We start from the raw sequence: 26,048 nt of genomic DNA, 5'->3' as shown, positions 1-26,048 counted from the left end.
CGTATGAAAAAAGGTAATATGCTTCTGTTTTAGGAAAATATGTGGGATTTTTGATATAAATGGTATAATAAAATGGAAATAGTATTAGGAGGTTATATATGATAAGTCAGTTGAAAAGAGAAGCACTTGATGCATTAAAAGGAAGATGGGGACTAGCGGTAGGGGCAACCTTATTAATTGGAATCCTTATTGGAGCTGTTGAAATGCTAACAACAGGTATTTTCTCGATATTTTGGGGTTGGGAAGAAGCAAGTGATTCACTTACAGTAAGTATTATAGTAATGCTTGTTATTGGTCCATTAACAATAGGTGCCTATTATCTTGTTTTAAATGCAATTCGTGGGACTGATGCTCGCATTGGTCATATATTTAGATGGTTTAGCGATGGAAGTAAGTTGATGAAGTCGTTTTTAACATATTTACTAATGTATGTATACTTGACTCTATGGACATTACTTCTTATTATTCCAGGTATTATTAAATCATTTTCTTATTCTATGACATATTTTATTTTGAATGATCATCCAGAATATACAGCGAATCAAGCGATTACTGAGAGTCGTCATATGATGAATGGACATAAAATGGATTACTTTTTACTATGCTTAAGTTTCTTAGGTTGGTTCATTTTAAGTATTCTTACTGTAGGAATCGGTTTCTTATGGTTAGCACCTTATTTCTACGCGACATCAGCCGCATTTTATGAAGAGATTTCAAAAGAATATTATAAAAAAGAAGGCACTACTTTCTAATAAAACATATAAACTATCTACCCTAAAGAATGTAGGGAGCAGATAGCAGATGGTTTAGGTGTTTTGATATTTGTCCTATTTTCGGGATTCACTTCAGGATAAGGTATAGATTTTTATATAGAAATGCTACCCTCTATGTTTTATCATAGAGGGTTATTTTTTTATGTAAAAATGATAGGAAATAATGAATAATATATGTAAAGAAAAAAGCGAGGTGAATGAGAGTGAGCAAATTTTTAATACCGTATTCATTTTCTATATTAAGTTTCTTTATTTCAGCAACAGCACTTGATTTATATGATAGGATGGGAAACGATAGTGAGCTGGTTTCGCCGAACATAATTGGAAAGATAATTCAATCTACTGCGCAAATGGGAGTCCTTACATTGTATTTCGGAGTACCTATTATTTTAGGTGGCTGTCTACTTGGTGAGCTATTGTTTAGAGGTATCATTTTACGATTTAAACTAAGCTATATTATATCTTTATTATTATATCTATTTTTAGCTTTTAGTATTGTTTTCGTAACGGTAGGCATTCCAACTACATATGAAGATTCTAATACATTTTTCATGGGGATAACTATGATTTGTGCTGTTACATTCTTTGTGAGTCGGAATATATGGGAAAACAAGTTAATAATGGAGTGACAAAATGAAATACACCTGTCCATGTTGCGGATATAAAGTTTCACTTTATTGGATCAGTTAGAAAACCGACTAGTGAAGATGTGAAGGATGCTAGTTGGCAGCGAATTTGTTAAGTAGAATGTTATTACTCAATTTAATGGGAGTAATAACATTTTTTATTTAGTACTGAAAGAATTACTGCTGTCTTAAAGTAATAAGAAGGAATAAATCGGTAAATTTTATTAATGGATATATTTTCAATAAATACAAAAGTATAGATGTATAGTCAGCTTTGTGTATTTAATGTTATCATATTGAATGATATGGAAATTTTTAATAGAATAAGTAACTAAAAATTCAAAGGTAATGAAGCTTTTGTTGTATAAAGAAAATACTTAGTAGTAATCAACAATATTAAAAATAAGATTCGTATTTATATAAATTTAGTAGAAATGGGGTTTTAAAAAGGAATGAGTATAAGCATAACGCGGCAAAAGATTTTGGCGGCCGCTTCTCAAATTGTACAATGTAAAGGGGTTGCTAAATTAACTTTAGAAGCAGTGGCAAAAGAGGCGGGTTTAAGCAAAGGTGGATTATTGTATCACTTTTCAAATAAAGAAGCTTTAATAGAAGGTATGATAGTCCGAGGGGTAGAGGATTATGAAGGGGCCATTTACAATAAAGTAGCGGAAGACTCAGAGAGGAAAGGGAGATGGGTTCGCTCTTTTGTAGAGGAAAGATTAAGTAATGAGAGAAGAACAGAAGAGTTGTCTAGCAGTATGATGGCAGCACTCATGTTAAAACCTGAATTACTTGAGCCATTACAACAATCATTTCAGCAACTGCAAAAAAATATAGAAAATGATGAGATAGATTCAGTTTGTGCAACAATTATTAGATTAGCAGCAGATGGATTATGGTATTCGGAATATTTAGGGGTTGGAAGACTAAGCCCCGAGTTAAGAGAAAAAGTGATTCAAGCTCTTATTAGTAATTCATATAAATAGAATATACGAACTATATAATGAGAAAATAATTCACCATTGCTTCTTTAATGTAGTGGTGAATTATTTTTTTTATTAGAAAAATAGAACAATTTTATAGAGTATTGAATTATAACCGTCCAGACGGTATAGTAATATTTGGTTTAAGAGGAAAATGAAACAAAAAAAGAATAAAAGATATTTTTAGCACACTATTCGAAAGGATAGGCCGCAAAGCTTAGAGTCTACGGTAATACATATTGGTTACTAAGATCGTCTGGTTGCACATTTTTGATGCAACCGGACGATCTTTTTTTGTTATATAAATATAAAAATTTAGGAGGGAACTATGCAAATGAAAAGTACTAAAAGACATATTTCAATGGTTTCATTAGTTTTTCTAGTATTATTTTCAGTGCTGAATGTGTGGGCTCCAGTTATTCAAGCTGCTGTTATGAAAAGTCCAGTGGACGAAATTAATATTTCCCGTACTGATGGCACGACATCTGAACCATATCAAGCCTCAGATGGTATGAAAGTAGAAGTGAAGTGGTCAGCTAAAGAAAAAATAAAAAGTGGAGATCAATTCACAATTGATATGCCAAAAGAGTTTCGAAAAGACCTTATGAATATGAGTTTTCCTTTAAAAGATGCTGAAGGAAAAACAGTTGGTACATGTGAGATGAAAAAGGGTCTATTAACGTGTACTATGGGTGATTACGTAGAAGGAAAGAACAACATTAAAGGTTCTTTATTCGTAGAATTCTACTTTGGTCTAGAAGCATATGATGGTGTTAAAGAAATTCCATTAGAATTTAACGTTGATGGTCAAATCGTAAATAAAGAAGTAAATGTAAGTAATACGACAGAGAGACCGAAGCCACAACCCAATACGGAAAATCTATTGAAATGGGGTTCTTATAATCAAGAAGATCCGTCTATTGCTGATTGGCTTGTATATGTAAATGCAACTGGAACAGAAATGCAAGATCTTAAATTAACAGATACATTAGGACCTGGGCATGAGTTAATTACAGACAGCGTAGTATTAGAAGAGGCTGTATTTGAAGATGGTTATGCACCAACAAATATTAAGCCAGCAAATTTATCTAACATTAAAATAAATGCAACAAAGACTGGATTTACAATTGAATTTCCAGACAGTTCAAAAGGCTATATTTTAAGATATAAAACAAAGGTTACAAATCCTGCTGCAAAACCTCATAAAAATACTGTGAAATTAGAAGGTAAAAATATTAAAACTGAAGAAAAAGTAGGACAAGTATTTGTGAGTGGTGGGGGAGGATCTGGTTCAGGTGACAATAATCCACCTAGCATTGAAAAAAATATAGTTGATGAGAATGGCAAGCTTGTAGAGAATGAGCAGCTAACACAAATGGATCAAGTTATTCAATACCAAGTTGGTACACATATACCGAACGATCCTTCTAAATACACATCTATGGTAATTAGTGATGATTTAGAAGATGTTTTAGAAGTATTAGAGGCAAAAGTGTATGATAAAAATGGCCAAGATATTACTTCTAAAGGGACGTTAAATATAGATAAACAAAGAAGTGAAGTAACATTTACGTTTGGTGAGAATTTTGATTATAAGTCATATGAAGACCAGATAATTAATCTTAGTATCAAGGCGAAAATTAAAAATAATGCAGACTTATCTTCTTACGTAGATAAGAAGATTCCTAATAAAGCGGAATTACATTTTGATGATAAAACATTAACATCAAAAGAAGTAACTATTACACCGCCTGAAGCTCCAAAAGATGGTACAGTATCGCTTCATAAAATAGATTCTGAGAATCCGAACAAAGGGTTAAAAGGTGCCGAATTTGAAGTTCGAAATAGTGCAAATGAAGTTGTTGCAAAACTGACAACGGACGAAAAAGGTTTTTCAGTACCTCAAACTTTAGCTCCTGGGACGTATAAAGTTTATGAAACAGTAGCACCAGAAGGATATCAAAAATTAACAAGCCCAGTAGAGGTTACACTTCAAGCTGGAGAAACAAAAACAATTGAAATTAAAAATACTGTGCAAAAGGGTCAAATTGAAATAAAGAAAATTGATTCGGAAAATGGTGAAAAACCATTAGCAAATGCAGAGTTTGATATAGTAAAAGACGGTGTAGTAGTCGAACATATTGTTACAGATAAAGATGGTAAGGCAATCTCTAAACCGTTAGCACTAGGAAAATATATTTTAAAAGAAACGAAAGCGCCTGAAGGCTACCAATTAAAAGAAACAGAGTTCGAAGTAAGTGTAACAGGGGACGGCATATTCCCAATACAAGTGGAAAATGCAATGGTAGACAAAGGTAATATAGAAATTACAAAAGTGGACAAAGAAAACGGAGCAGTATTAGCGGGTGTCGAATTTGAAGTCCAAGATGAGAAAGATGAAGTAGTAAGAAAAGTAGTAACAGATAAAGATGGAAAAGCAAATGTTTCAGATCTATCAGTAGGAAAGTACAAATTAGTAGAGACGAAAAGCTTACCAGGTTATAAAAAGCTAACAGAACCAGTACCATTTGAAATAAAAAAAGGTATGACAAAAGCTTTAGCAATAAAAGTAGAAAACGAGCAGTTAGACAAAGGCTCAGTAGAAATTACAAAAATAGATAAAGATAGTCAAAAAGTATTAGAAGGCGTAGTCTTCGAAGTGCAAGATGAGCAAGGAAAAGTAGTAACAGAAGTAAAAACAGATAAAGATGGTAAAGCAAAAATCTCTGATTTATCAGTAGGGAAGTACAAATTAGTAGAGACGAAAAGTTTACCAGGCTACAAAAAGCTAACAGATTCAGTATCATTCGAAATTAAAAAAGGTATGACAACAGTCCTATCGTTGAAAGTAGAAAATGAACAGTTAGATAAAGGTTCAGTAGAAATTACAAAAATAGATAAAGACAGCAAAAAAGCATTAAAAGGCGTAGTTTTTGAAGTGCAAGATGAAGCTGGAACAGTAGTAAAGGAAGTAAAAACAGATAAAGATGGTAAAGCAAAAATCTCAGATCTATCAGTAGGAAAGTACAAATTAGTAGAGAAAGAAAGTTTACCAGGCTATAAGAAACTAACAGATCCAGTATCATTTGAAATCAAAAAAGGCATGACCGAAGTTCTATCATTAAAAATAGAAAATGAAATGGTAGATACGGGAAATATAGAGATAACAAAGATAGATAAAGATAATAAAGCACCGTTAGCGGGAGTAACATTCATCGTCCAAGATGAAAAGGGTAATGAAGTTACAAAAGTAACGACAGATAAAGATGGAAAAGCAAATGTTTCAGATTTACTTGTAGGAAAGTATGAATTAGTAGAGGTAGAAAGTTTACCTGGTTATAAAAAATTAGAAAAACCAATATCATTTGAAATCAAAAAAGGCATGACCGAAGTCCTATCATTAAAAGTAGAAAATGAAATGGTGGATACAGGGAATGTCGAGATAACAAAAATAGATAAAGATAGTAAAGCACCATTAGAAAATGTTGTATTTGAAGTACGTGATTTAAAAGGAAAAGTAGTTGCGAAAGTAACAACGGATAAAGAAGGAAAAGCAAACGTTTCAGATTTATCTATCGGGAAGTATGAGTTGGTAGAAGTAGAAACACCGGCAGGATACAAACCACTAGAAAAGCCAATTTCATTTGAAATTGAAAAGGGTAGAGTAACAGCGCTAAAGCTAACAGTAGAAAATGAATTAGTGGATACAGGAAATGTAGAAATTACAAAAGTAGATAAAGAAAATAAAGATGCTTTAGCTGATGCAGTCTTTGAAATTCAAGATGAAGCAGGGCAAGTAGTCGCTAAAATAACGACAGATAAAAAAGGACAAGTACAAGTTACTAATTTATCAGTCGGCACATACAAGTTAGTAGAAGTAAAAGCACCAAAAGGATATAAACAATTAGTAGATCCGATTACTTTCCAAATTGAAAAAGGCATGACAAAATCTCTTGCTTTAACAGTAGAAAACGAAATGTTAGACAAGGGAAATGTGGAAGTAACAAAAGTAGATAAAGATAGTCAAAAAGCATTAGCAAGTGTAGTCTTCGAAGTACAAGACGAACAAGGCAAAGTAGTAACAGAAGTAACGACAGATAAAGAAGGGAAAGCAAAAATCTCAGACTTATCTGTAGGAAAGTACAAATTAGTAGAGAAAAAAAGCTTACCAGGTTACAAAAAACTAACAGAGCCAGTATCATTCGAAATCAAAAAAGGTATGACAGAAGTCTTATCATTAAAAGTAGAGAATGAACAGTTAGACAAAGGCTCAGTAGAGATTACAAAAGTAGATAAAGATAGTCAAAAAGCATTAGCAGGTGTAGTCTTCGAAGTACAAGATGAAAAAGGCAAAGTAGTAACAAAAGTAACGACAGATAAAGAAGGAAAAGCAAAGATTGCTGATTTATCAGTAGGAAAATATAAGCTAGTAGAGGTAGAGAGCTTACCAGGATATAAAAAACTAGCGAAACCAGTATCATTTGAAATCAAAAAAGGTATGACAGAAGTCTTATCACTAAAAGTAGAGAATGAACTAGTAGACAAAGGCTCAGTAGAAATCACAAAAGTGGATAAAGATAGTCAAAAAGTATTAGAAGACGTAGTCTTCGAAGTGCAAGACGAACAAGGAAAAGTAGTAACGGAAGTAAAAACAGATAAAAATGGTAAAGCAAAAATCTCAGACTTATCTGTAGGAAAGTACAAATTAGTAGAGAAAGAGAGCTTACCAGGCTACAAAAAACTAACAGAGCCAGTATCATTCGAAATTAAAAAGGGTATGACAGAAGTTCTATCATTAAACATAGAAAATGAAATGGTAGATACGGGAAATGTAGAAATTACAAAAATAGATAAAGATAATAAGGCACCGTTAGCAGGTGTAGTCTTTGAAGTTCAAGACGACAAAGGCAAGGTAGTAACGAAAGTAACGACAGATAAAGCTGGAAAAGCAACAGTTGCAGATTTATCAGTAGGAAAGTACAAGTTAGTAGAAGTAGAGAGTTTACCAGGCTACAAAAAATTAGAAAAGCCTGTACTATTTGAAATTACAAAAGGTATGACAAAATCTTTAGCGTTCACTGTAGAAAATGAAATGGTAGATACGGGGAATGTAGAAATCACAAAAATAGATAAAGACAGTAAAGCACCATTAGAAAATGTTGTATTTGAAGTACGTGACTCAAAAGGCAAAGTAGTTGCGAAAGTAACAACGGATAAAGAAGGAAAAGCAGACATTTCAGATTTATCTATTGGAAAGTATGAGTTAGTAGAAGTAGAAACACCAGCAGGCTACAAACCACTAGAAAAGCCAGTTTCATTCGAAATTACAAAAGGTATGACGAAAGTCTTATCATTGAAAGTAGAGAATGAACAGTTAGACAAAGGTTCAGTGGAGATTACAAAAATGGCCGCTGAAAGCAAGGAAGTCTTATCAGGAGCTGTGTTTGAGGTTCATGATGAAAAGGGAAAAGTAGTAGTGAAAGTAACAACAGATAAAGATGGAAAGGCAAAAATCACAGATCTATCTGTAGGTAACTACACACTAGTAGAAGTAGAAGCACCAAAAGGATATGAAAAATTAACTAATCCAATTCCATTTGAAATTACAAATGGAATGATAAATGCAGTTCAATTAGAAGTATTAAACAAATTGAATCATTTAGCGCCACCAGGCCCAGAAACACCAGATCCAGAAAAACCTGGAACACCAGATCCAGAAAAACCTGGAACACCAGATCCAGAAAAACCTGGAACACCGAATCCGGAGAAACCTGGAACACCGAATCCAGAAAAGCCTGGAACACCAAATCCAGAAAAGCCTGGAACACCGAATCCAGAAAAGCCTGGAACACCGAATCCAGAAAAACCTGGGACACCAGATCCAGAAAAGCCTGGGACACCGAATCCAGAGAAACCTGAAAAAGAATTACCGAAGACAGGGCAGAAAATGCCTGTGGAACCATATATGGGAGCACTTCTTGTAATGATGAGTTTTGGATTACTCATATTAGGTAGAAAACAGCAGAGATAATAAAGGTGAAAAGGTATCCTCAAAGTATTTGAGGATACCTTTTTTAGCATAAAAAAAAGCATCTAGCAAAAGTACTAGATGCAAATAAAAACACAAGGGAAGACAAAGTTCTTCCCTTTTCCCGTATGTAATTATATCAAAAAATTTATAAAAAACTAGCTATATTTAAAATATAATTTTAAAAAAAGTTATATACATAAATAATTGCAATACGCGCAGTTTTATCTTTCTGAAAAATCCATTTCTTTATTTTTGAATATTAAGACTAATGTTGATAAATCTTCAGATAATTAGAAAAAATACCCGAAAGGATATATAATATTGCTTAATAAATAATTTTAATGAATTACGTATATTTCATTTGGTGTATTAATTGAATATCATAATTTTTAATTTTATTAAGCAAGAATCTCGGTTACTTATTGCATTTCTAACATAGGGTGAGATAGAAAAATACAATAGTGTGGAGGTTTTTATAATGACGTTTGTTCTTAGTAAAATGAGTGGCTTTAGCATAGAAGAAAAGGTACATGAATTTGAATCTAAAGGATTCCTTGAAATCTCAAATGAAATCTTTTTACAAGAGGAAGAGAATCATCGTCTATTAACACAAGCACAGTTAGATTATTATAATTTGGAAGATGATGCATACGGTGAATGCCGTGCTAGATCTTATTCAAGGTATATAAAGTATGTTGATTCACCAGATTATATTTTAGATAATAGTAATGATTACTTCCAATCTAAAGAATATAACTATGACGATGGCGGGAAAGTTAGACAGTTCAATAGCATAAATGATAGCTTTTTATGTAATCCTTTAATTCAAAATATCGTGCGCTTCGATACTGAATTTGCATTTAAAACAAATATAATAGATACAAGTAAAGACTTAATTATAGGTTTACATCAAGTAAGATATAAAGCTACTAAAGAAAGACCATCTTTTAGTTCACCTATTTGGTTACATAAAGATGATGAACCAGTAGTGTTTTTACACCTTATGAATTTAAGTAATACAGCTATTGGTGGAGATAATTTAATAGCTAATTCTCCTCGGGAAATTAATCAGTTTATAAGTTTGAAGGAGCCTTTAGAAACTTTAGTATTTGGACAAAAGGTCTTCCATGCCGTAACGCCACTTGGAACAGAATGTAGTACGGAGGCTTTTCGTGATATTTTATTAGTAACATTTTCTTATAAGGAGACAAAATGAGAGAGAATAAAATAATTATGATTTCTGGAGCCAATAGCGGTATAGGTCATGCTTGTATAAAATACTTTTTAGAAAAATCATTTCATGTAATAGCGCTTGATATTAATAATAATAATTTAATAGATTATATGAAAACAGATATGCCTTTGAAAGTAGTGCAAATTGATTTAAGTAATAGCGAAGCGATTCATAATCTTTTTACTCAATTAGATTTAGAAAAGCTTTCTCCTGATATATTAATAAATGCAGCTGGTATTCGAGAGATAACACCTGTTTTACATTTATCCGATGATATGTTTAAAAAAGTAATTGATGTAAATTTAGTAGCCCCATTTATCCTTTCTAGGGAAGTAGCTAAGCGATGGTGTGAATCGAAAATAAAAGGTTGTATTGTGAATATAGCATCGGTTTCTGGATTAATGGCTGAACCAGAGCGAGCTGCTTATGTTGCATCAAAGCATGCTTTAATCGGATTGACTAAACAGATGGCTATGGAATTTGGAAAGCAAAATATAAGGGTGAATAGCATTTCTCCCGGTGTTATTAGAACTGAACTTACAGAAGAATACTTTAGTAATACAGCTTTGATGTCTATGATAAAAAGTAATCAATCTTTAGATACTTGGGGGTTGCCGCAGGATATTGTTTCATGTATTGAGTACTTGATTTCTGATCAGGCCCGCTTTATTACTGGTTCTAATTTTGTAATTGATGGTGGTTGGACTGCTGGGAAAAATTTATAATTGAGTGTTTTTGAGGAAAAGCACCTGTCCTTTTTTAGGCTGGTGTTTTTCTCACTATAAACCGAGTTTTTATTGGAGGGGGATTAATTTGCTTCAAAAAAGTTTTAAGCAAGAGAAAACGGTACCGGCTTTAAAGATGATAGCATCAATGGTTATCTTTGGATCAGTTGGATTTTTTTCAGTTCAAACAAACTTACCTTCGTTTGAATTAGTGTTTGTAAGGTGTATTTTTGCGACAATATTTTTAAGTGTATGCTGGTTGCTTACAGGGCAATATAAACAAGATAAATGGGAACGAAAAGAAGTTATTCAAGTTTTAATATGTGGCTTTTTCTTAGTATTTAATTGGGTTTTCTTATTTAAAGCCTTTGAAAATATGTCAGTTACAATTGCTATCTCGGTTTATCATCTTGCACCAGTAATTGTACTGTTAATTGGAAGTATCGTCTTTAAAGAAAAATTAACATTAATATCTATCATTTCAATAGTTGTGTGTTTTGCAGGAGCTTTATTAATTGCTGGTATCGATGGAAGTTTCTCTGTCGGTTCATTAATGTCTTCAGGTATGATATGGGGATTTCTTGCAGCTCTCTTTTATGCATTTACAACTTTATTTGGTAAAGGGATTAACAAAATGAGTGCGTATGCAATGACATTTTTACAAACATTCTTGGGGATATTTCTTTTAATACCATTTATAGATTTAGATGCTTTTAGTGGCCTCACTCAAAGTAATTGGACATATATTATAGCTACTGGTTTTATTCACACAGGGATAGTATATTATCTGTTTTTTGATAGTTTACGCTATTTATCTACAAAAACAATCTCAATATTAGTTTTTTTGGATCCGGCAGTGGCAATATTATTAGATACTGTACTTACTGGATTCCGTCCAACTTTAATGCAAATAACAGGAATTCTTTTTATTTTTATTGGTATGACTTTAACATTAAAAAAATCTAAAGATAAAAAACTGAGCCAAAAAGAAAAGCGAATTGAAAGCGATGCTAGTATATCTCAACAATAATGAAATATATTGTGTATAAAACGATAAACCTTACATGAATCATGTAAGGTTTATTTTAGTTCAATATAATTCATATTTATAATATATAATTTTCAAAACTGAGGTATGTTTTTCTTTAATATGCTTTTGATTCAAATGTTATTATTTGACTATAAATTTACAAAAATGTATATGAAATCTTATTTTTTGATAATATATAAGTAATAAATTCATAGAATTGGAGTGATGAGATGCAGCCGTTAGAAAGGGAGATTCATTCTAATATGCTGAAAGTGTGGCGAATTCACGCTTTAATTGGGACGGCAGTTATACTAACAGTCGTAATTGCGTATTTCTTTTTTATGATTAACTTTAACTGGTGGGGCTGGTTGTTTGGACTATTAGTAACAGGAGCTATTACATTTATTCCACTTGATTATTTTGTGTTTCCAAATTTACGTCAGCGCTATTATAGTTACAGATTAAATGAAGAAGAGATTGAGATTCAAAAGGGAATGTTCGTTGTAAAACGCGTACTTATTCCGATGATCCGTGTGCAGCACGTAACGATTGAGCAAGGGCCGATCATGAGAAAGTATAATTTAGCAGAATTACACATTTCAACAGCCGCAACTTCTCATAGTATTCCAGGTTTAACGAAAGAAGAAGCAGAACAGCTAAAAAGACAAATTGGAGAACTTGCGAAAGTGAGTGATAAGGATGTATAAGAGGCAACATCCGATTACGATATTGTTAGGTATTAGAGTTGCGAGTTTGTTGCCACTTATTATTCTTGTTTTATTTAAACCTGATGAACAAGTGGAACCTTGGTATTTATTTTATCTTTTCCTTCTGGTTGTTTTATTCATCATGGCTATTTTTTCAGCAATTAAATGGTATTTTAAAGTGTACTGGATTGAGAATAATATTTTACATATAAAGCACGGTGTTTTTGTAAAGAAGGAAAGTTATTTAAATAAAGAACGTGTGCAAAATGTTAGTACGTCTTCTAATGTCATTTATCAGATGCTTGGGCTTATGAAGTTAAATATAGAAGTAGCGGGTGGTGGTAGTGAACCAGAAGTGATGTTGGCTGGTATTAAAGAAGACGAGGCAAAACATTTAATCTCTTTATTACATAAGAAAGAAACTACTGTAAAAGAAGAAATAGAAGAGGAAGAAAGCAAGACGGTTTATCAGTTAACAGCGAAAGAGGTTTTAGCAGCAGCGATTACATCTGGTCGGTTCGGACTAGTGTTTTCTGGACTGGTACTTCTTTACACAAAGTTTGATTTTGTTCTTCCTGAAGGATTCACAAGTAAAGTAGAAGCGTATGTGATGGGAAACGGTGTTTATAAACTAATTGTAATAGCATTAATTTTAATGGCAATTTCATGGATTATTTCCACGGCTGGATATGTGTTGAAATATGCAAACTTTAAAATTGAGCGAAAAGGGGAAGAAATTCGTATCGTTCAAGGGTTATTTGAAAAGAAAGAGTTTGTCTTAAAATTGCACCGAATTCAAGCGATTACTGTAAAAGAATGTATGCTTCGCCAGCCATTTGGTTATTGCGCTGTTGAAGTGGAAGCAATTCACAGTATTGGAGCAGCAAGTAATGAAGTGATGCTGCATCCTTTTATGAAGAAAAAAGATGTACAGCACCTGCTCACATATTTAGAGTTACCTTATGAAATTGAAGCGGAGATCGCTCACTTACCAAAAACAGCGTTGCGTCGTTATTTCATTATGGGCTGGTTAATAAGTATCATACTCACAGTTCTAATTGCTAGCGTGAGTATATATTTAAAACAATATATTGCGTTATTTTTTGTTTTACCGTTATTTATCGTGTTTTCGTTACTTGCGTATGCTAGATATAAAAGTGGCGGTTATGAATTAAGAGAAAATCAACTAACGGTTGTATATCGTAATTTTTCGAAATATACAGGAATAATGCGAAGAAGACATGTTCAAGCAGTAGGTTATAATCAATCGTATTTTCAAAGAAAGGATGAATTATGTACAACTCTTGTAACGGTAGCGGGGCGGGGTTATGAAGTAAAGCATATGAGAAAAAAAGATTCACTTCGTATATATAATTGGTACAAAGAAAAAGGAAACACCGGTGTGTAATGGTGTTTCCTTTTTGTGTCATGATTTGTCGATAAGTCGATATATTCGAAGAATCGCTGATATAATTCGAGTTGCGCCGATATATTCAGAAAAACGCTGATATAATTCGAGTTGCGCCGATAAATTCGAAAAAACGCCGATATAATTTCACATACCGCGGTTTCCGAACTCCAAACTCAAAAAAATTAAACTAACACATCAAAAGTAGTCACAAAAGAAGGGCGAGAGAAAATACTCTTTTGCTGTTCGGCATGTGGATGCGCTTGAGCCTGAGGTGTTCCTTCTGCTTGCGTGGGACGTTTTTTATGAGCGTTTTCGAATGAACGTGATTCTGTCCAGTCTTTAAAGTTTTGCTCTGTTTCCCACATCGTTAAGATGACATATGTATCGTTACTTAATGGGCGTAGAACACGGATCGCTTGGAATCCTGGTTCGTTTTCGATAAGGCCTGCGCGGTTTTTAAAGCGGTTTTCAAATACAGGGCGACCTTCGTCTGTTACAGAAATATTGTTACAAACGATATAGCCAGGTTGTCCTTTAAATTCACCGACAGCATCTAGTACGTCATACTGAAGTGAGCCTTCTACAGATTCTTCTGTATTTTCTTTATAAAACATATTTTTCTCATCATTTTTTGCAGTGAAATGTGCTTGTTCTAGAGGTGTTTCGTATGAAATAATAGCCTTCATTTTAATGCCCCCTTACTAGTTTGTTTCTATTATATCAACTCTCTTAAAAAACTTCGAAGATTATATACATAAAGATACTTCTTTTTCAAATAATAAATGTACCATCATTTGGAAAGAAGGACGATGTATGAAGAAAGTAAAGTGGACTTTATTAGGCGGCGTCGCAACGTTCGTAGTAGCGATTGTACTCTATAAACTTATCGTGTTAGCTGGTGGCTATATGATGGATGAAAAGCAGCTCGTTTTCCACTCTTCATCACGTATCGTTGACCAGAAAGGGAAAGAAATTACGAAATTATACGTAGAAAATAGAGACCTCGTACCGATCGAGCAAATTCCGAAGTATGTGCAGCAGGCGTTTGTTGCGGTGGAAGATTCTCGTTTTTATGAGCATCAAGGGATTGATTATCCGTCTATATTCCGTGCTCTTTATAAAGATACGTTAGCTAGAGAGAAGGTAGAGGGTGGTAGTACCATTACGCAGCAACTCGCTAAAAACGTCTTTTTAACTCGTGAAAAAACATTTACGCGCAAATTGAAGGAAGTCGCAATTTCTCTTCAATTAGAGCAAAAATATACGAAGCAACAAATTCTTGAAATGTATATGAATCATATTTATTTTGGTCATGGGGCTTACGGTATTCAAGCGGCAGCAAAGTTGTATTTTAATAAAAATGTTGAGGATTTAACAGTAGAGGAAGGGGCAATGTTTGCAGGCCTTCCGAAGTCACCAAACGGATATTCACCGTACTATTCTGCAGAGAAGAGTAAGGAACGCCGCGATCTAGTATTGTCACTTATGCATAAACAAGGCTATTTGACTGCAGAAGAAAGCGTTCGTTATCAAGGGAAGACAATTGCTCTATATAAAAATTTAGATGAGAATGAGCTTGCATATATGCCGTATATTGATATGGTCATAGATGAAGCCGCTCGTTTATACGGGTTGTCTCATCAAGAAGTACTTCGCGGAGGATATACGTTTGTCGTACCTATGGATGAAAAGATTCAAAAGGTAGCATATAACCAGTTTCAAGATGCAAGGAATTTTCCTGGGAAAGAAGAAGGGGCGCAAGGTGCTTTCTTATTAATGGATAATCGTACGGGAGGGATTAAAGCGGCGATTGGGGGAAGAAAGTACGTCCCGAGAGGATTTAATCGTGTTTTTGCCAAAAGGCAGCCCGGATCTGTTTTAAAACCACTTATCGTTTATGCACCAGCACTAGAAACGAAAAAGTATAATCCGTATTCTTTATTAACGAATGAAAGAAATTCTTTTGAAGGGTATGAACCTCGAAATTATAATCATGAGTATTCAAAAGAAATGACGATGTATGATGCAATTTTAGAGTCGGCAAACGTACCGGCAGTTTCTTTATTAAATGAGTTAGGGGTAGAAGAAGGAAAGCAATATTTAGAAAAAGGAAATGTCCATATTGCAGATGCTGGTTTAAGTACAGCGCTTGGGGGACTAAAAAATGGCGTTTCAACATTTGATCTTGTAAAAATGTATCGTTCATTTTTAGCAAATGGAAATATTATTGAGCCGCACGTTATTGATAAAGTATTAAATAGACACGGTGCAGTCATTGGGGAATCTCCAAAAGTAGAGACGAAAATCTTCTCGAAGCAGACAGCATGGTATATGACGAAAATGTTAGAAGGAGTTGTGAAGGAAGGAACAGCGAGAGCTGGTGTATATAACGGTGCGTTAGCTGGAAAAACGGGTACAACTTCATTGCCAAATGACGATAAGGGAGCAAGAGATATGTGGTTCGTCGGCTATACACCTAACTTAGTAGGCGCTGTTTGGATTGGTTATGACCGTACGGATAAGGAGCATCAGTTGCAAGGAGAAAGTGCATCTGCGACAAAATTGTTTAAGAAAATTTTAACGAAGGCTAATGTAGAACATAAAGAGAAGTTTATGAAGCCTGAAGGTGTGGAAACAATCGGCGCTCCGATTCGACTGCGCAAAATTGAAGATGTAAAAATGAAACTATCATTTAGCCCTTTCGGTTTATTTAAAGCAAAATTAAGTTGGAAACCACTTCCAGATAACAGAATTATGTACCGAATCTATAGAGTGGAGAACGGAATTCATACACATGTTAGCACTGTAAATGGTGCTGGGGAATATGAGGAAAAGTTCGTTAACATATTTTCAAAACCGAGCTTTTACGTTGTACCATATAATACACAAACGAATCGTGAAGGAGAAAAGTCAAAAGTAGCTAAACCATAGTTTTTCTCTGTGTTATAATAAGAATGTTGTGAAAATAGTAAGCGTTTTTAAGAATGTTTGTGTCAATTTAATGAACAACGTACATAATATTATGCATTTTGTTTTTACAAGCTGTATAGTAAAAAAAGATAAATATCGAACGTATTCGAAGCATTGGTAAGGAAGGGAGCAAGGGTCTTGGTAAGAACTATAAATGAGACATTTTTAAAAGCATGTAGGGGGGAACGTACCGATTATGTACCAGCATGGTATATGCGTCAAGCAGGTCGTTCACAGCCGGAATATAGAAAGATTAAAGAAAAGTATTCTTTATTTGAAATTACACATAATCCAGAGTTATGTGCTTACGTTACAAAATTGCCGGTTGATCAATATAACGTAGACGCAGCAATTCTTTATAAAGATATTATGTCACCACTACCTGCAATTGGTGTGGATGTAGAAATTAAATCAGGTATTGGCCCAGTTATTGATAATCCAATCCGTTCTTTACAAGACGTAGAAAAACTAGGGGAAATCAATCCAGAAGATGACGTACCGTACATACTAGATACAATTCGTTTATTAACGACAGAAATGTTAGACGTACCGTTAATCGGTTTTTCAGGAGCTCCATTTACATTAGCGAGCTATATGATTGAAGGCGGTCCATCTCGTAACTACCATAATACGAAAGCGTTCATGTATGCAGAGCCAAAAGCTTGGTTCGCTTTAATGGATAAACTAGCAGATATGGTTATTACATATTTAAAAGCGCAAATAAACGCAGGAGCAAAAGCAGTTCAAATTTTCGATTCTTGGGTTGGAACAGTAAATGTAGCAGATTATCGCGTATTTATTAAACCAGCAATGGAGCGTATTTTTGCAGAAGTTCGTAAGATGGGTGTACCGATGATTATGCACGGCGTAGGAGCTGCACACTTAGTGAATGAGTGGCACGACTTACCGCTTGATGTAGTCGGCTTAGACTGGCGCTTACCGATTGAAGAAGCACGTGCACGTGGCGTTCATAAGGCGGTACAAGGTAATATGGACCCTTCATTCTTACTTGCACCATGGTCTGTTATTGAAGAACATGTAAAAGGTATTTTAGATCAAGGGATGAAACAGCCGGGTTATATCTTTAACTTAGGTCACGGTGTATTCCCAGAAGTAAATCCGGATACATTAAAACGTTTAACTACATTTATTCATGAATACTCTAAAGGGCAGTTAGCGAAGTAAAGGAGAATTGCTGTATGAAAAAGAAAATTGGTTTGCTTGTAATGGCATACGGAACGCCATATAAAGAAGAAGATATTGAACGTTACTATACACATATTCGTAGAGGAAGAAAGCCAAGTCCTGAAATGCTGGAAGATTTAACAGAGCGTTACCGTGCAATTGGTGGTATTTCTCCTTTAGCTACTATTACATTAGAGCAAGCTAAGAAGTTAGAACAGCGTTTAAATGAAGTACAAGATGAAGTAGAGTACCATATGTATCTTGGTTTAAAACATATTGAACCGTTTATTGAAGATGCGGTGAAAGATATGCATAACGACGGAATACAAGATGCAATCGCACTTGTTCTTGCACCTCACTATTCTACGTTTAGCGTGAAATCATACGTTGGACGAGCACAAGAAGAAGCTGAGAAACTTGGAAACTTAACAATTCACGGCATTGATAGCTGGTATAAAGAGCCGAAATTCATCCAGTACTGGGTTGATGCAGTGAAAGGTATATATAACGGTATGTCAGATGCAGAGCGTGAAAAAGCAGTATTAATCGTATCTGCACATAGCTTACCAGAGAAAATTATTGCAATGGGCGATCCATATCCAGATCAATTAAATGAAACAGCGGATTATATCGCGCGCGGAGCTGAAGTAGCAAACTATGCAGTAGGCTGGCAAAGTGCAGGAAACACACCAGATCCTTGGATTGGTCCAGATGTACAAGATTTAACGAGAGAACTAAATGAAAAGCACGGTTATACTTCATTCGTATATGCACCAGTTGGATTTGTTGCGGAACATTTAGAAGTTTTATATGACAACGACTTTGAGTGTAAAGTTGTAACGGATGAAATTGGTGCGAAATATTATCGTCCAGAAATGCCAAATGCATCGGACGCATTTATTGATTGTTTAACAGATGTTGTATTAAAGAAAAAAGAATCTGTACTGTAAGAAGAAAGGGGGAGCCTGCTTGAGGAAAAAAGTTGTGATCGTCGGCGGAGGCATCACTGGATTAACAGCAATGTATAACTTACAAAAAAATATTCATGAAAAAAACTTGCCGATTGATACATTACTTATAGAAGCATCGGGTAAACTTGGCGGAAAAATTCAAACCGTTCGAAAAGATGGATTTACAATTGAGCGCGGACCGGATTCTTTCTTAGCACGAAAAGAAAGTGCAGCTAGATTAGTGAAAGAATTAGGTCTTGGCGATGAACTTGTAAATAATCAAGCCGGTCAATCATTTATCCTCGTAAACAATCGGTTACATAAAATGCCGAGCGGATCAATGATGGGAATTCCAACGCAAATTACGCCGTTTCTATTTTCCGGGCTGTTCTCCCCAATTGGTAAACTAAGAGCTGGTTTTGATCTATTAATGCCGAGGTCAAAGCCAGTATCTGATCAATCACTCGGACAATTTTTCAGACATCGTCTTGGAAACGAAGTGGTTGAAAACTTAATAGAACCGTTACTATCGGGTATTTATGCAGGGGATATTGATGAAATGAGCTTAATGTCAACATTCCCGCAAATGTATCAGATTGAGCAGAAACATCGCAGTATTTCACTCGGTATGCGTACGCTCGCTCCGAAAGAAGAGAAAGCTGAACCGAAAAAGGGAATGTTCCAAACAGTGAAAACAGGTTTAGAATCTATCGTAAAATCTCTCGAAGCAAAGATGCATGAAGGTACGATAATAAAGGGAACTCGCATTGAAAAAGTTGCAAAACAGGGTGATGGTTATACAATTACTCTTAGTAACGGAAAAGAAATAGAAGCGGACGCCATCGTAGTGGCAACTTCGCATAAAGTATTGCCGTCCATGTTTGCTCAGTACAAGCAGTTTCGTTTCTTCCGTAATATTCCATCCACATCCGTTGCGAATGTGGCACTTGCTTTCCAAAAGTCTGCAATCCAGCGCGATATTAATGGTACAGGATTTGTCGTATCACGAAATAGCGATTACACCATTACAGCATGTACGTGGACGCATAAAAAATGGCCGCATACAACGCCAGAAGGAAAAACACTCCTTCGCTGTTACGTTGGACGTGCTGGTGATGAAGCGGTTGTAGAACAAACTGAAGAAGAACTCGTTCAGCTCGTACTAGAAGATTTAAAGAAGACGATGGATATTACAGAGGATCCAGAGTTTACAATCGTAAGTCGCTGGAAAGAAGCGATGCCTCAATATACAGTAGGCCATAACGAGCGAATGAAACAGCTCACAACATTTATGGAGAAAGAGTTGCCAGGTATATACTTTGCAGGCAGCTCCTATGCTGGCGCTGGACTTCCAGACTGTATTAATCAAGGTGAGGAAGCTGCAAAGCGTGTATTATCTCATTTGGAGAAAGTAATAGATGCTGAATTAATCGCACAATAAATTATAAGAAACGCCTTCAATCATATTGAAGGCGTTTCGTTTATTATATAAAATACTTATTCGCCAATAAACATATATAAGTTATTTGGCTTTATAACAGCATCTCCTGCATAAATAACCCACTCTGTTAAGTTATCAAAATCTAAATGATAACTATTTCCTTCACTCATATCTTCTATGAAATATGGTTCATTAATGAGTATTCCTTGAATGAAATCTTCCGTAATGTTTTGCATTTCAAACCACATATGTTCACTTTTTCCTTCTTCGTAGGAGACACCAAACTTAGCAAGGAAACGAAAATCTTCATTTGATTGTTCAATGTGAAAAATGTTGCTGAAATACCCAAAAGTATTTTTCGCATTGTAAGCCATACGATCGGTTTCACTATTTGTTTTATAGAACATGAGCCCTGTAGCTTCCTCGTGTTCTTTGAAAAAACTTTCAATATATTCTTCTGAAGTATTAAATTTGAATAAGAGAACGGATGGAGATTGATGGTATTCATCTCGGGCATCCATTCCGCCTAAGAATGTATTTTGTGCATCTATTGGTTGTAGTTTCACTTCCTCATCTTCGATTGAAGATAATTGGTCCATACTCGTTTTATGCCCTATATAAGATAATCCTTTTTCCCACGGAACAGCGACTGTATGTATAGAACCTTGCTGACTATGCGCGATAACGATAGGCTCATTCATAGGGACTTGTCCATTCTCAACGGCATTATTAGCAAATGTTTGAAAGAGATCGCTAATGCCGTAGTAGGAAGAAATGCGATTTGGAATAATTAACTCTATTTCAGTTACGCCTGCTCTTAAAAGACCATGTGTATGAAACCAATATTGCGTAGGCTCACCGTCTTTATCGTCTTCATAAACGGAATGAATAACGTATAAGTCAGGAATGTCAGGTAATAATTCATTTTCAACGTGATATTCAATATAGCTTCTAGATATCACTTTCATTGCTGCACTTGAATCGATTACAAATAACAAATCTGGGGCGAGATTCCATAAGAACTGTAACTGCTGGAAAAAGCAGTCCAGTACATCGCCTACAAATAGCGTACGAGTGAAAATTTCAGTGCCGAAAGCTGCATCTTCAAAATTACGATCTACGATTGTAGCATCTTGTCTATTGTACATTTTATATCCTTCTGGATCGTTCGGTTCATCAATATGCAGTTCATACGGTATGACTGTTTCACCCATATGTAATTCAACAATAAGGCTTGTCTCATCACTATAAACAATTTTTAAATCATCAACTTTAGTAGCGATCGTTTCTAGTCGCTGTTTTAACTGCTCAATTGTAATTCTAGTTGGTATAACGGCAATCATATCTGAAAAATGACGTTCTAATGTTCCATTCATAGCTGCGCGGTATGTTTCTGTTTGCACTTCCATCCAATCACTCCTATTCAAATGAATCCATTTTACATGCCAATTAAATGTCGGTATTTTCTGTTTTCTCTCTCTAACATTATAGAGTGTATTTGTAGAAGGTGTAAAATTATTATTTTGTATTATAGTTTGAAAGCTTGTAAATTAAATAAATCTTTTGTAAAATTTGTCGAAATATAGTTCTATATAACGAATCATTTGTTATGATAGAAATGCTGAGAAAATATGAAATAGAGAGAGGAAAATGGCTGTGAAGAAATTGTTAAGTGTCTTTTTATCATTCTTGCTATTGCTTTCATTTACTGGAACTTTAGCGCAAGCAGAAGAAACTGCTTCTATGTCAGTAGAAAAAGCAATTCAAGTATTTAAGCAGCAAGGGAAAACGAAGGGGATAGTAGAAGGATATATTGTTGGATATACGCAAAGTTCTTCTAAATATACGAAGGATCCAGCTAAGTTTGATGATACAAACGTAGCAATTGCAGATTCGCCAAACGAAACGAATCCAGACAAAATCATGCCCGTTCAGTTACCGAAAGGTGATGTGAGAACGGCAGTGAATGTAAAAGATCACCCTGAAAATATCGGGAAGAAAGTTAGTTTGACTGGGACCCTTGAATTATATTTTAGTAACCCAGGTCTAAAATCAGTAACAGCTTATAAGTTTCAAGGTGAAGGACAAAACCGTGTTAGCGATGTAGTAGCTTCACCGAACGGTGGAGAAGTTGCTAAAGGAACAGCGGTAACATTAACGACGAATACAGAAGACGCAACAATCTACTATACGTTAGATGGCTCTAATCCTACTAATAAAAGCGTTCGTTATAATGGACAAATTGTAGTGAATGAAAATAGTGTAGTGAAAGCAATCGCAGAAAAAGAAGGACTTACTCCTTCAGCAATTTCGACATTTTCATTTATTATCGTAAATAATGAACAGGTTCGTATTCATGACATTCAAGGGAAATCACATATGTCTCCTTACAACGGGAAGAAAGTAAACAATGTGGAAGGCGTTGTCACAGCGCTTGATAAAAACGGCTTTTATATAGAAGATAATCAGCCAGATAATGATCCAGCTACTTCAGAAGGTATGTACGTATATAAAAAAGATGCGAATGTAGCAGTAGGAGATCTTATTCAAGTTGATGGAGTAGTAGAAGAATATGTTGGACCAGGATATGCAGAGCGATTTGAAACAGACTTAACGACGACTGAAATTAAAGCGAGCCGCGTTGCTGTAATCGCAAAAGATCAATCTTTGCCAGCACCGATTGTACTTGGGGAAAACGGTGTGAAAATCCCGGACCAGATTATTGATAATGATGCATTTGGTTTATTTGATCCAAATGAAGATGCAATCGACTTCTATGAAAGTATAGAAGGTATGCGTGTTACGATGCCAACACCAAAAATTATTACACCTCAGAAAAACGGAAATTTATATGTAACAGTAAAAAATGGTGGAGATAAAATAGTAACACAATATGGCACACCTCTATTAGATGAAAATCAATTAAACCCAGAGCGCCTTTCTGTAAAAGTACCTCGCGATTATGTAGCAAAAGTAGGAGATACTTTTACTGGAGATATAACAGGGGTAGTAGGATATGATTACGGTTCTTTCCGTATTTCGCCAATAACAGAACTGCCAGCTGTAGTGGATGGTGGATTTAAGCAAGTAGGGGCAAATATTCAGCCACGTCTTGATAAGTTAACGGTTGCTACATATAACATTGAAAACTTCTCAGCGAATAAAAAAGAAACAACAGATGAAAAAGTAAAAGCGTTAGCGTATTCTATTAAATACAACTTAAAAATGCCAGATATTATCGGTGTAGAGGAAATGCAAGATAATAACGGATCAATTAATGACGGTACAACAGATGCGTCATTAAGCGCAAAACGTATCATTGATGCAGTTCTAGAAATTCGTGGACCGAAGTATGAGTATGTAGAAATCGCTCCAAACAATAATCAAGACGGAGGAGCACCAGGAGCGAATATTCGCGTCGGCTTCTTCTATAATCCATCACGCGTGAAATTAGCGACGGTACCGAAGTTACTTGATAAAAATGTTGTTCGTATTGGAGACGAAAATCCATTGTTTGAAAGTACACGTAAACCGCTAGCGGCAGAATTTACGTTCCAAGGACAAAACATTGTTGTCGTTGCAAATCACTTAAACTCAAAACTAGGAGATGCAACGCCATTTGGAAAAGTGCAGCCGCTCGTATTAAAGAGTGAAGACAAACGAATTCAGTTAGCACAAGAAGTAAATTATTTCGTGCAAGGAATTCAGAAAAAGAATACAAATGCACCAGTTGTTGTGTTAGGTGATATGAACGATTTCGAATTCTCTAAACCACTAAAAACACTAGAGGGAACAATCTTAAAAGATATGTTAAACACAGTGCCGAAAGAGAATCGTTACACGTACATTCATGAAGGAAATGCACAAGTGTTAGATCATATTTTAGTAACAAACAACATCGCACCGCACACAATTGTAGACCCAGTACACTTAAACTCAAACATTATGAAAGAACACGGACGTGTAAGTGACCACGACCCAGTACTTGCTCAAATTGATTTGAAGAAGGCTTCTTAAAGTGGGGAACGCTTAGGTGACTAAGCGTTCTTTTTTTGCATCGTTATAGAATAGTATAAAGAGATGATTCCTTTTTTTGTAATCTAATGATAAAATTGATTGAATATTCAGTTTTTAACAAGGAGGACAACAATGCAGTTACAAATAAATGGAAAGGTAATGAATCAGTTTGCAATTTTTTTTAGTACGATCGTCATGCTTCAGTTTGTAGCTGATATAACAGGACTTACAAGCAATCTAGATATTACGTATAACTTAATACATACAGCAGCTTCTTATATAACATTTAGTTTGGCGGTTATTTTCACTTTAATAGGTGCAAGAAGAGAATTAAGTAAATATGCAATTGTTTCATTATGTTTAGTTGTAGGTATTAAAGCGATTTATTTTGTAGCGGTTGTTATTTTATGGGGGTTGGCAGGTACGCCATAAGTGAATAGTAAATAAACCCTAATTTCCAATATAGTAAGGAAATTAGGGTTTTATTATACTTGAAACGCTTTTCTACACCGCTCTCTTTTTTGCAGTCTTCTTTTATATTTTTTTCTATCCCGCTTTACTCCTTGTATATACATAAGTAAGCTAACGAAAAGGAAGAAAGCACATTGCGTCATTAAAATATATGGTGACATGCCTTGCAATGGTTGTTTCGGATCATATAAATGAAAAGGTGCTCCGCCTATTGAAGGAAGTATTGTATTTAGCAGGACGTACGGAATGGAGGCGGCTGCAAATGGAAAGAGAATTGCCATATAGTCTTTTTGTGACCATACAGATGCAGCAAGTCCTAAAAGGGCCATTAAACCTGCAAATAAAAAATTAATTCCGATATATACAGCAATGTAAGTGAGAGGCGCATCAAAATATAGGTTTGCGAACATTCCATCAGCATTTATGATGCCTGAACCAACAGTAGGTGTTCCGTCTGGAATGGTTAATTTGCAAAATAATAACGATAAGATGAATGGAAGTGTATAAAGAAATCCTCCGCAAAAAAACGTAACGATATATTTCGCTACTGAATAAGGAAATATAGAAATCCCCTTACTCACAAACGGTTTAAAACCATCGGACTTATCCGAATTGTAACTTGTACTAAAGGGGAAACTCGCAATAACTGGCATTAATAATAAATAAACATCCATTTCATTGTCGCGAAATCCAATCCATTTTAAATCTGTTGATATAGGACCATTTGCCGCGTTTCCTAAATAACGAATTACATAATAATAGTGATAAATGCAAATAAGAACGAATCCACTAAGCATCATAATTAAAGAAATACGACTACAAAAAGCTTGCTTTATATTTAAACGAAGTGCACGCATCATGACTGAAAAAGCCTCCACTGTTTTGATAAACTTGTCTATTTTCTATATTACTATTAATTGTAAAGATTTTCTTGTTTTTTTATTTGATTATTTGAAAAAGAGGAATTTTGTTGTTGTGAAGTAAGGTTTAGCTGAAATTAATTTTTCTAAAATATGGTTGACAATTAAGTATTACATTTGTAATCTTAATTATAGATTACAAATGTAATACTTAGGAGTGAAACATACGATGACAAATCAATTACCTAAAATATCTGAAGCGGAATTAGAAATTATGAAAGTACTTTGGTCGAGTTCTCCGCAAACAGCGAATGAAATTATAGAAGAACTGGAAGATGCAATGGACTGGAAACCGAAAACAATCCGCACATTAATTAATCGATTAGTGCAAAAGGAAGCCGTTTCTTACCATCAAGATAAAGGGCGTATGTACGCTTATTACCCGTTAGTATCACAAGATAATTATTTGCAAGTGGAAACGAAATCTTTACTAAAACGTTTTTGCGGTGCAGCGTTTAAGCCATTACTTGTTAATTTCTTAAAAGAGGAGAAATTATCTTCAGAAGATATTAATGAATTAAAACGCATTTTAGATGAGAAGACAGAGGAGAATAAGAGGAAGGATCGATAA

At 34.8% G+C, this 26,048-nt stretch carries 19 protein-coding genes and 1 riboswitch; of the genes, 16 read left to right on the top strand and 3 right to left on the bottom strand.

The window, feature by feature from the left end; all coding sequences use genetic code 11:
* Positions 1 to 98: 98 nt before the first annotated feature.
* The 9 genes from AB6801_RS21410 to AB6801_RS21370 all read left to right on the top strand — a co-directional run bounded on the left by AB6801_RS21410 (position 99) and on the right by AB6801_RS21370 (position 13,520).
* The gene (locus AB6801_RS21410) at positions 99 to 752 is read left to right on the top strand and encodes a DUF975 family protein (RefSeq protein WP_000625400.1); all 654 of its coding nucleotides are present in this window, start codon (positions 99 to 101) and stop codon (positions 750 to 752) included.
* A gap of 224 nt (positions 753 to 976) precedes the next feature.
* A complete protein-coding gene (locus AB6801_RS21405; protein ID WP_002098741.1) occupies positions 977 to 1,402 on the top strand; it encodes a hypothetical protein in 426 nt (141 codons plus the stop codon).
* A gap of 449 nt (positions 1,403 to 1,851) precedes the next feature.
* Positions 1,852 to 2,388: a TetR/AcrR family transcriptional regulator gene (locus AB6801_RS21400; protein ID WP_000028010.1), complete on the top strand. Its 537-nt coding sequence runs from the start codon at positions 1,852 to 1,854 to the stop codon at positions 2,386 to 2,388.
* A 172-nt stretch (positions 2,389 to 2,560) separates the two neighbouring features.
* Positions 2,561 to 2,653: riboswitch (cyclic di-GMP riboswitch) on the top strand.
* Positions 2,654 to 2,713: 60 nt separating this feature from the next.
* A complete protein-coding gene (locus AB6801_RS21395; protein WP_370941156.1) occupies positions 2,714 to 8,416 on the top strand; it encodes a SpaA isopeptide-forming pilin-related protein in 5,703 nt (1,900 codons plus the stop codon).
* Positions 8,417 to 8,894: 478 nt separating this feature from the next.
* On the top strand, positions 8,895 to 9,632 hold the full coding sequence (locus tag AB6801_RS21390) for a 2OG-Fe dioxygenase family protein (RefSeq protein WP_000144819.1): 738 nt from the start codon (positions 8,895 to 8,897) through the stop codon (positions 9,630 to 9,632).
* Entirely contained in the window at positions 9,629 to 10,375 is a 747-nt protein-coding gene (locus AB6801_RS21385) for an SDR family NAD(P)-dependent oxidoreductase (RefSeq protein WP_001208941.1), read from the top strand. The genes AB6801_RS21390 and AB6801_RS21385 overlap by 4 nt, the downstream gene beginning before the upstream one ends.
* An 88-nt stretch (positions 10,376 to 10,463) precedes the next feature.
* The gene (locus tag AB6801_RS21380) at positions 10,464 to 11,405 is read left to right on the top strand and encodes a DMT family transporter (protein WP_000939630.1); all 942 of its coding nucleotides are present in this window, start codon (positions 10,464 to 10,466) and stop codon (positions 11,403 to 11,405) included.
* A gap of 230 nt (positions 11,406 to 11,635) precedes the next feature.
* Positions 11,636 to 12,112: a PH domain-containing protein gene (locus AB6801_RS21375; RefSeq protein ID WP_001182725.1), complete on the top strand. Its 477-nt coding sequence runs from the start codon at positions 11,636 to 11,638 to the stop codon at positions 12,110 to 12,112.
* Positions 12,105 to 13,520: a PH domain-containing protein gene (locus tag AB6801_RS21370; protein WP_097999649.1), complete on the top strand. Its 1,416-nt coding sequence runs from the start codon at positions 12,105 to 12,107 to the stop codon at positions 13,518 to 13,520. Before AB6801_RS21375 ends, AB6801_RS21370 begins: the two co-directional genes overlap by 8 nt.
* Before the next feature lie 185 nt (positions 13,521 to 13,705).
* Here the strand turns inward: AB6801_RS21370 and hmoB are convergent, their stop codons facing one another.
* On the bottom strand, positions 13,706 to 14,209 hold the full coding sequence (gene hmoB, locus AB6801_RS21365) for a heme-degrading monooxygenase HmoB (protein ID WP_000644065.1): 504 nt from the start codon (positions 14,207 to 14,209) through the stop codon (positions 13,706 to 13,708).
* A gap of 127 nt (positions 14,210 to 14,336) precedes the next feature.
* On the opposite strand from hmoB, the gene AB6801_RS21360 reads away from it, so the two are divergent.
* The 4 genes from AB6801_RS21360 (at position 14,337) to hemY (ending at position 20,069) form a co-directional block, all read left to right on the top strand.
* Positions 14,337 to 16,454: a transglycosylase domain-containing protein gene (locus tag AB6801_RS21360; RefSeq protein ID WP_097999650.1), complete on the top strand. Its 2,118-nt coding sequence runs from the start codon at positions 14,337 to 14,339 to the stop codon at positions 16,452 to 16,454.
* A 177-nt stretch (positions 16,455 to 16,631) separates the two neighbouring features.
* Complete coding sequence (gene hemE / locus AB6801_RS21355; protein ID WP_000252605.1) at positions 16,632 to 17,678, top strand: uroporphyrinogen decarboxylase; 1,047 nt, start codon at positions 16,632 to 16,634, stop codon at positions 17,676 to 17,678.
* 14 nt (positions 17,679 to 17,692) lie between these two features.
* On the top strand, positions 17,693 to 18,628 hold the full coding sequence (gene hemH / locus AB6801_RS21350; RefSeq protein WP_000726800.1) for a ferrochelatase: 936 nt from the start codon (positions 17,693 to 17,695) through the stop codon (positions 18,626 to 18,628).
* A gap of 19 nt (positions 18,629 to 18,647) precedes the next feature.
* The gene (gene hemY / locus AB6801_RS21345; RefSeq protein WP_097999651.1) at positions 18,648 to 20,069 is read left to right on the top strand and encodes a protoporphyrinogen oxidase; all 1,422 of its coding nucleotides are present in this window, start codon (positions 18,648 to 18,650) and stop codon (positions 20,067 to 20,069) included.
* Positions 20,070 to 20,125: 56 nt separating this feature from the next.
* Here the strand turns inward: hemY and AB6801_RS21340 are convergent, their stop codons facing one another.
* Positions 20,126 to 21,478, bottom strand: a complete 1,353-nt coding sequence (locus AB6801_RS21340) for a DUF4026 domain-containing protein (protein WP_000453718.1) — start codon at positions 21,476 to 21,478, stop codon at positions 20,126 to 20,128.
* Between the two features lie 241 nt (positions 21,479 to 21,719).
* Between AB6801_RS21340 and AB6801_RS21335 the strand changes: the two genes are divergently transcribed.
* Positions 21,720 to 24,086: a DUF6359 domain-containing protein gene (locus AB6801_RS21335; protein WP_025966982.1), complete on the top strand. Its 2,367-nt coding sequence runs from the start codon at positions 21,720 to 21,722 to the stop codon at positions 24,084 to 24,086.
* A 132-nt stretch (positions 24,087 to 24,218) separates the two neighbouring features.
* The gene (locus AB6801_RS21330) at positions 24,219 to 24,518 is read left to right on the top strand and encodes a hypothetical protein (RefSeq protein ID WP_001176849.1); all 300 of its coding nucleotides are present in this window, start codon (positions 24,219 to 24,221) and stop codon (positions 24,516 to 24,518) included.
* Positions 24,519 to 24,571: 53 nt separating this feature from the next.
* Here AB6801_RS21330 and AB6801_RS21325 read toward each other — a convergent pair whose 3' ends face one another.
* Positions 24,572 to 25,417: a hypothetical protein gene (locus AB6801_RS21325; RefSeq protein WP_000984174.1), complete on the bottom strand. Its 846-nt coding sequence runs from the start codon at positions 25,415 to 25,417 to the stop codon at positions 24,572 to 24,574.
* A 229-nt stretch (positions 25,418 to 25,646) separates the two neighbouring features.
* On the opposite strand from AB6801_RS21325, the gene AB6801_RS21320 reads away from it, so the two are divergent.
* On the top strand, positions 25,647 to 26,048 hold the full coding sequence (locus AB6801_RS21320; protein WP_000184509.1) for a BlaI/MecI/CopY family transcriptional regulator: 402 nt from the start codon (positions 25,647 to 25,649) through the stop codon (positions 26,046 to 26,048).

Origin of the sequence: Bacillus sp. RCC_6_1, assembly GCF_041360755.1 — a bacterium.
Taxonomy (GTDB): domain Bacteria; phylum Bacillota; class Bacilli; order Bacillales; family Bacillaceae_G; genus Bacillus_A; species Bacillus_A cereus.
This window is presented reverse-complemented; position numbering and strand designations above follow the sequence as displayed.

Coding starts and splice junctions, on each gene's coding strand:
- AB6801_RS21410 (WP_000625400.1), top strand. CDS start 99: ATGATAAGTCAGTTGAAAAGAGAAGCACTTGATGCATTAAAAGGAAGA.
- AB6801_RS21400 (WP_000028010.1), top strand. CDS start 1,852: ATGAGTATAAGCATAACGCGGCAAAAGATTTTGGCGGCCGCTTCTCAA.
- AB6801_RS21395 (WP_370941156.1), top strand. CDS start 2,714: ATGCAAATGAAAAGTACTAAAAGACATATTTCAATGGTTTCATTAGTT.
- AB6801_RS21390 (WP_000144819.1), top strand. CDS start 8,895: ATGACGTTTGTTCTTAGTAAAATGAGTGGCTTTAGCATAGAAGAAAAG.
- AB6801_RS21385 (WP_001208941.1), top strand. CDS start 9,629: ATGAGAGAGAATAAAATAATTATGATTTCTGGAGCCAATAGCGGTATA.
- AB6801_RS21375 (WP_001182725.1), top strand. CDS start 11,636: ATGCAGCCGTTAGAAAGGGAGATTCATTCTAATATGCTGAAAGTGTGG.
- AB6801_RS21370 (WP_097999649.1), top strand. CDS start 12,105: ATGTATAAGAGGCAACATCCGATTACGATATTGTTAGGTATTAGAGTT.
- hmoB (WP_000644065.1), bottom strand. CDS start 14,209: ATGAAGGCTATTATTTCATACGAAACACCTCTAGAACAAGCACATTTC.
- AB6801_RS21360 (WP_097999650.1), top strand. CDS start 14,337: ATGAAGAAAGTAAAGTGGACTTTATTAGGCGGCGTCGCAACGTTCGTA.
- hemH (WP_000726800.1), top strand. CDS start 17,693: ATGAAAAAGAAAATTGGTTTGCTTGTAATGGCATACGGAACGCCATAT.
- AB6801_RS21340 (WP_000453718.1), bottom strand. CDS start 21,478: ATGGAAGTGCAAACAGAAACATACCGCGCAGCTATGAATGGAACATTA.
- AB6801_RS21335 (WP_025966982.1), top strand. CDS start 21,720: ATGGCTGTGAAGAAATTGTTAAGTGTCTTTTTATCATTCTTGCTATTG.
- AB6801_RS21330 (WP_001176849.1), top strand. CDS start 24,219: ATGCAGTTACAAATAAATGGAAAGGTAATGAATCAGTTTGCAATTTTT.
- AB6801_RS21325 (WP_000984174.1), bottom strand. CDS start 25,417: ATGATGCGTGCACTTCGTTTAAATATAAAGCAAGCTTTTTGTAGTCGT.
- AB6801_RS21320 (WP_000184509.1), top strand. CDS start 25,647: ATGACAAATCAATTACCTAAAATATCTGAAGCGGAATTAGAAATTATG.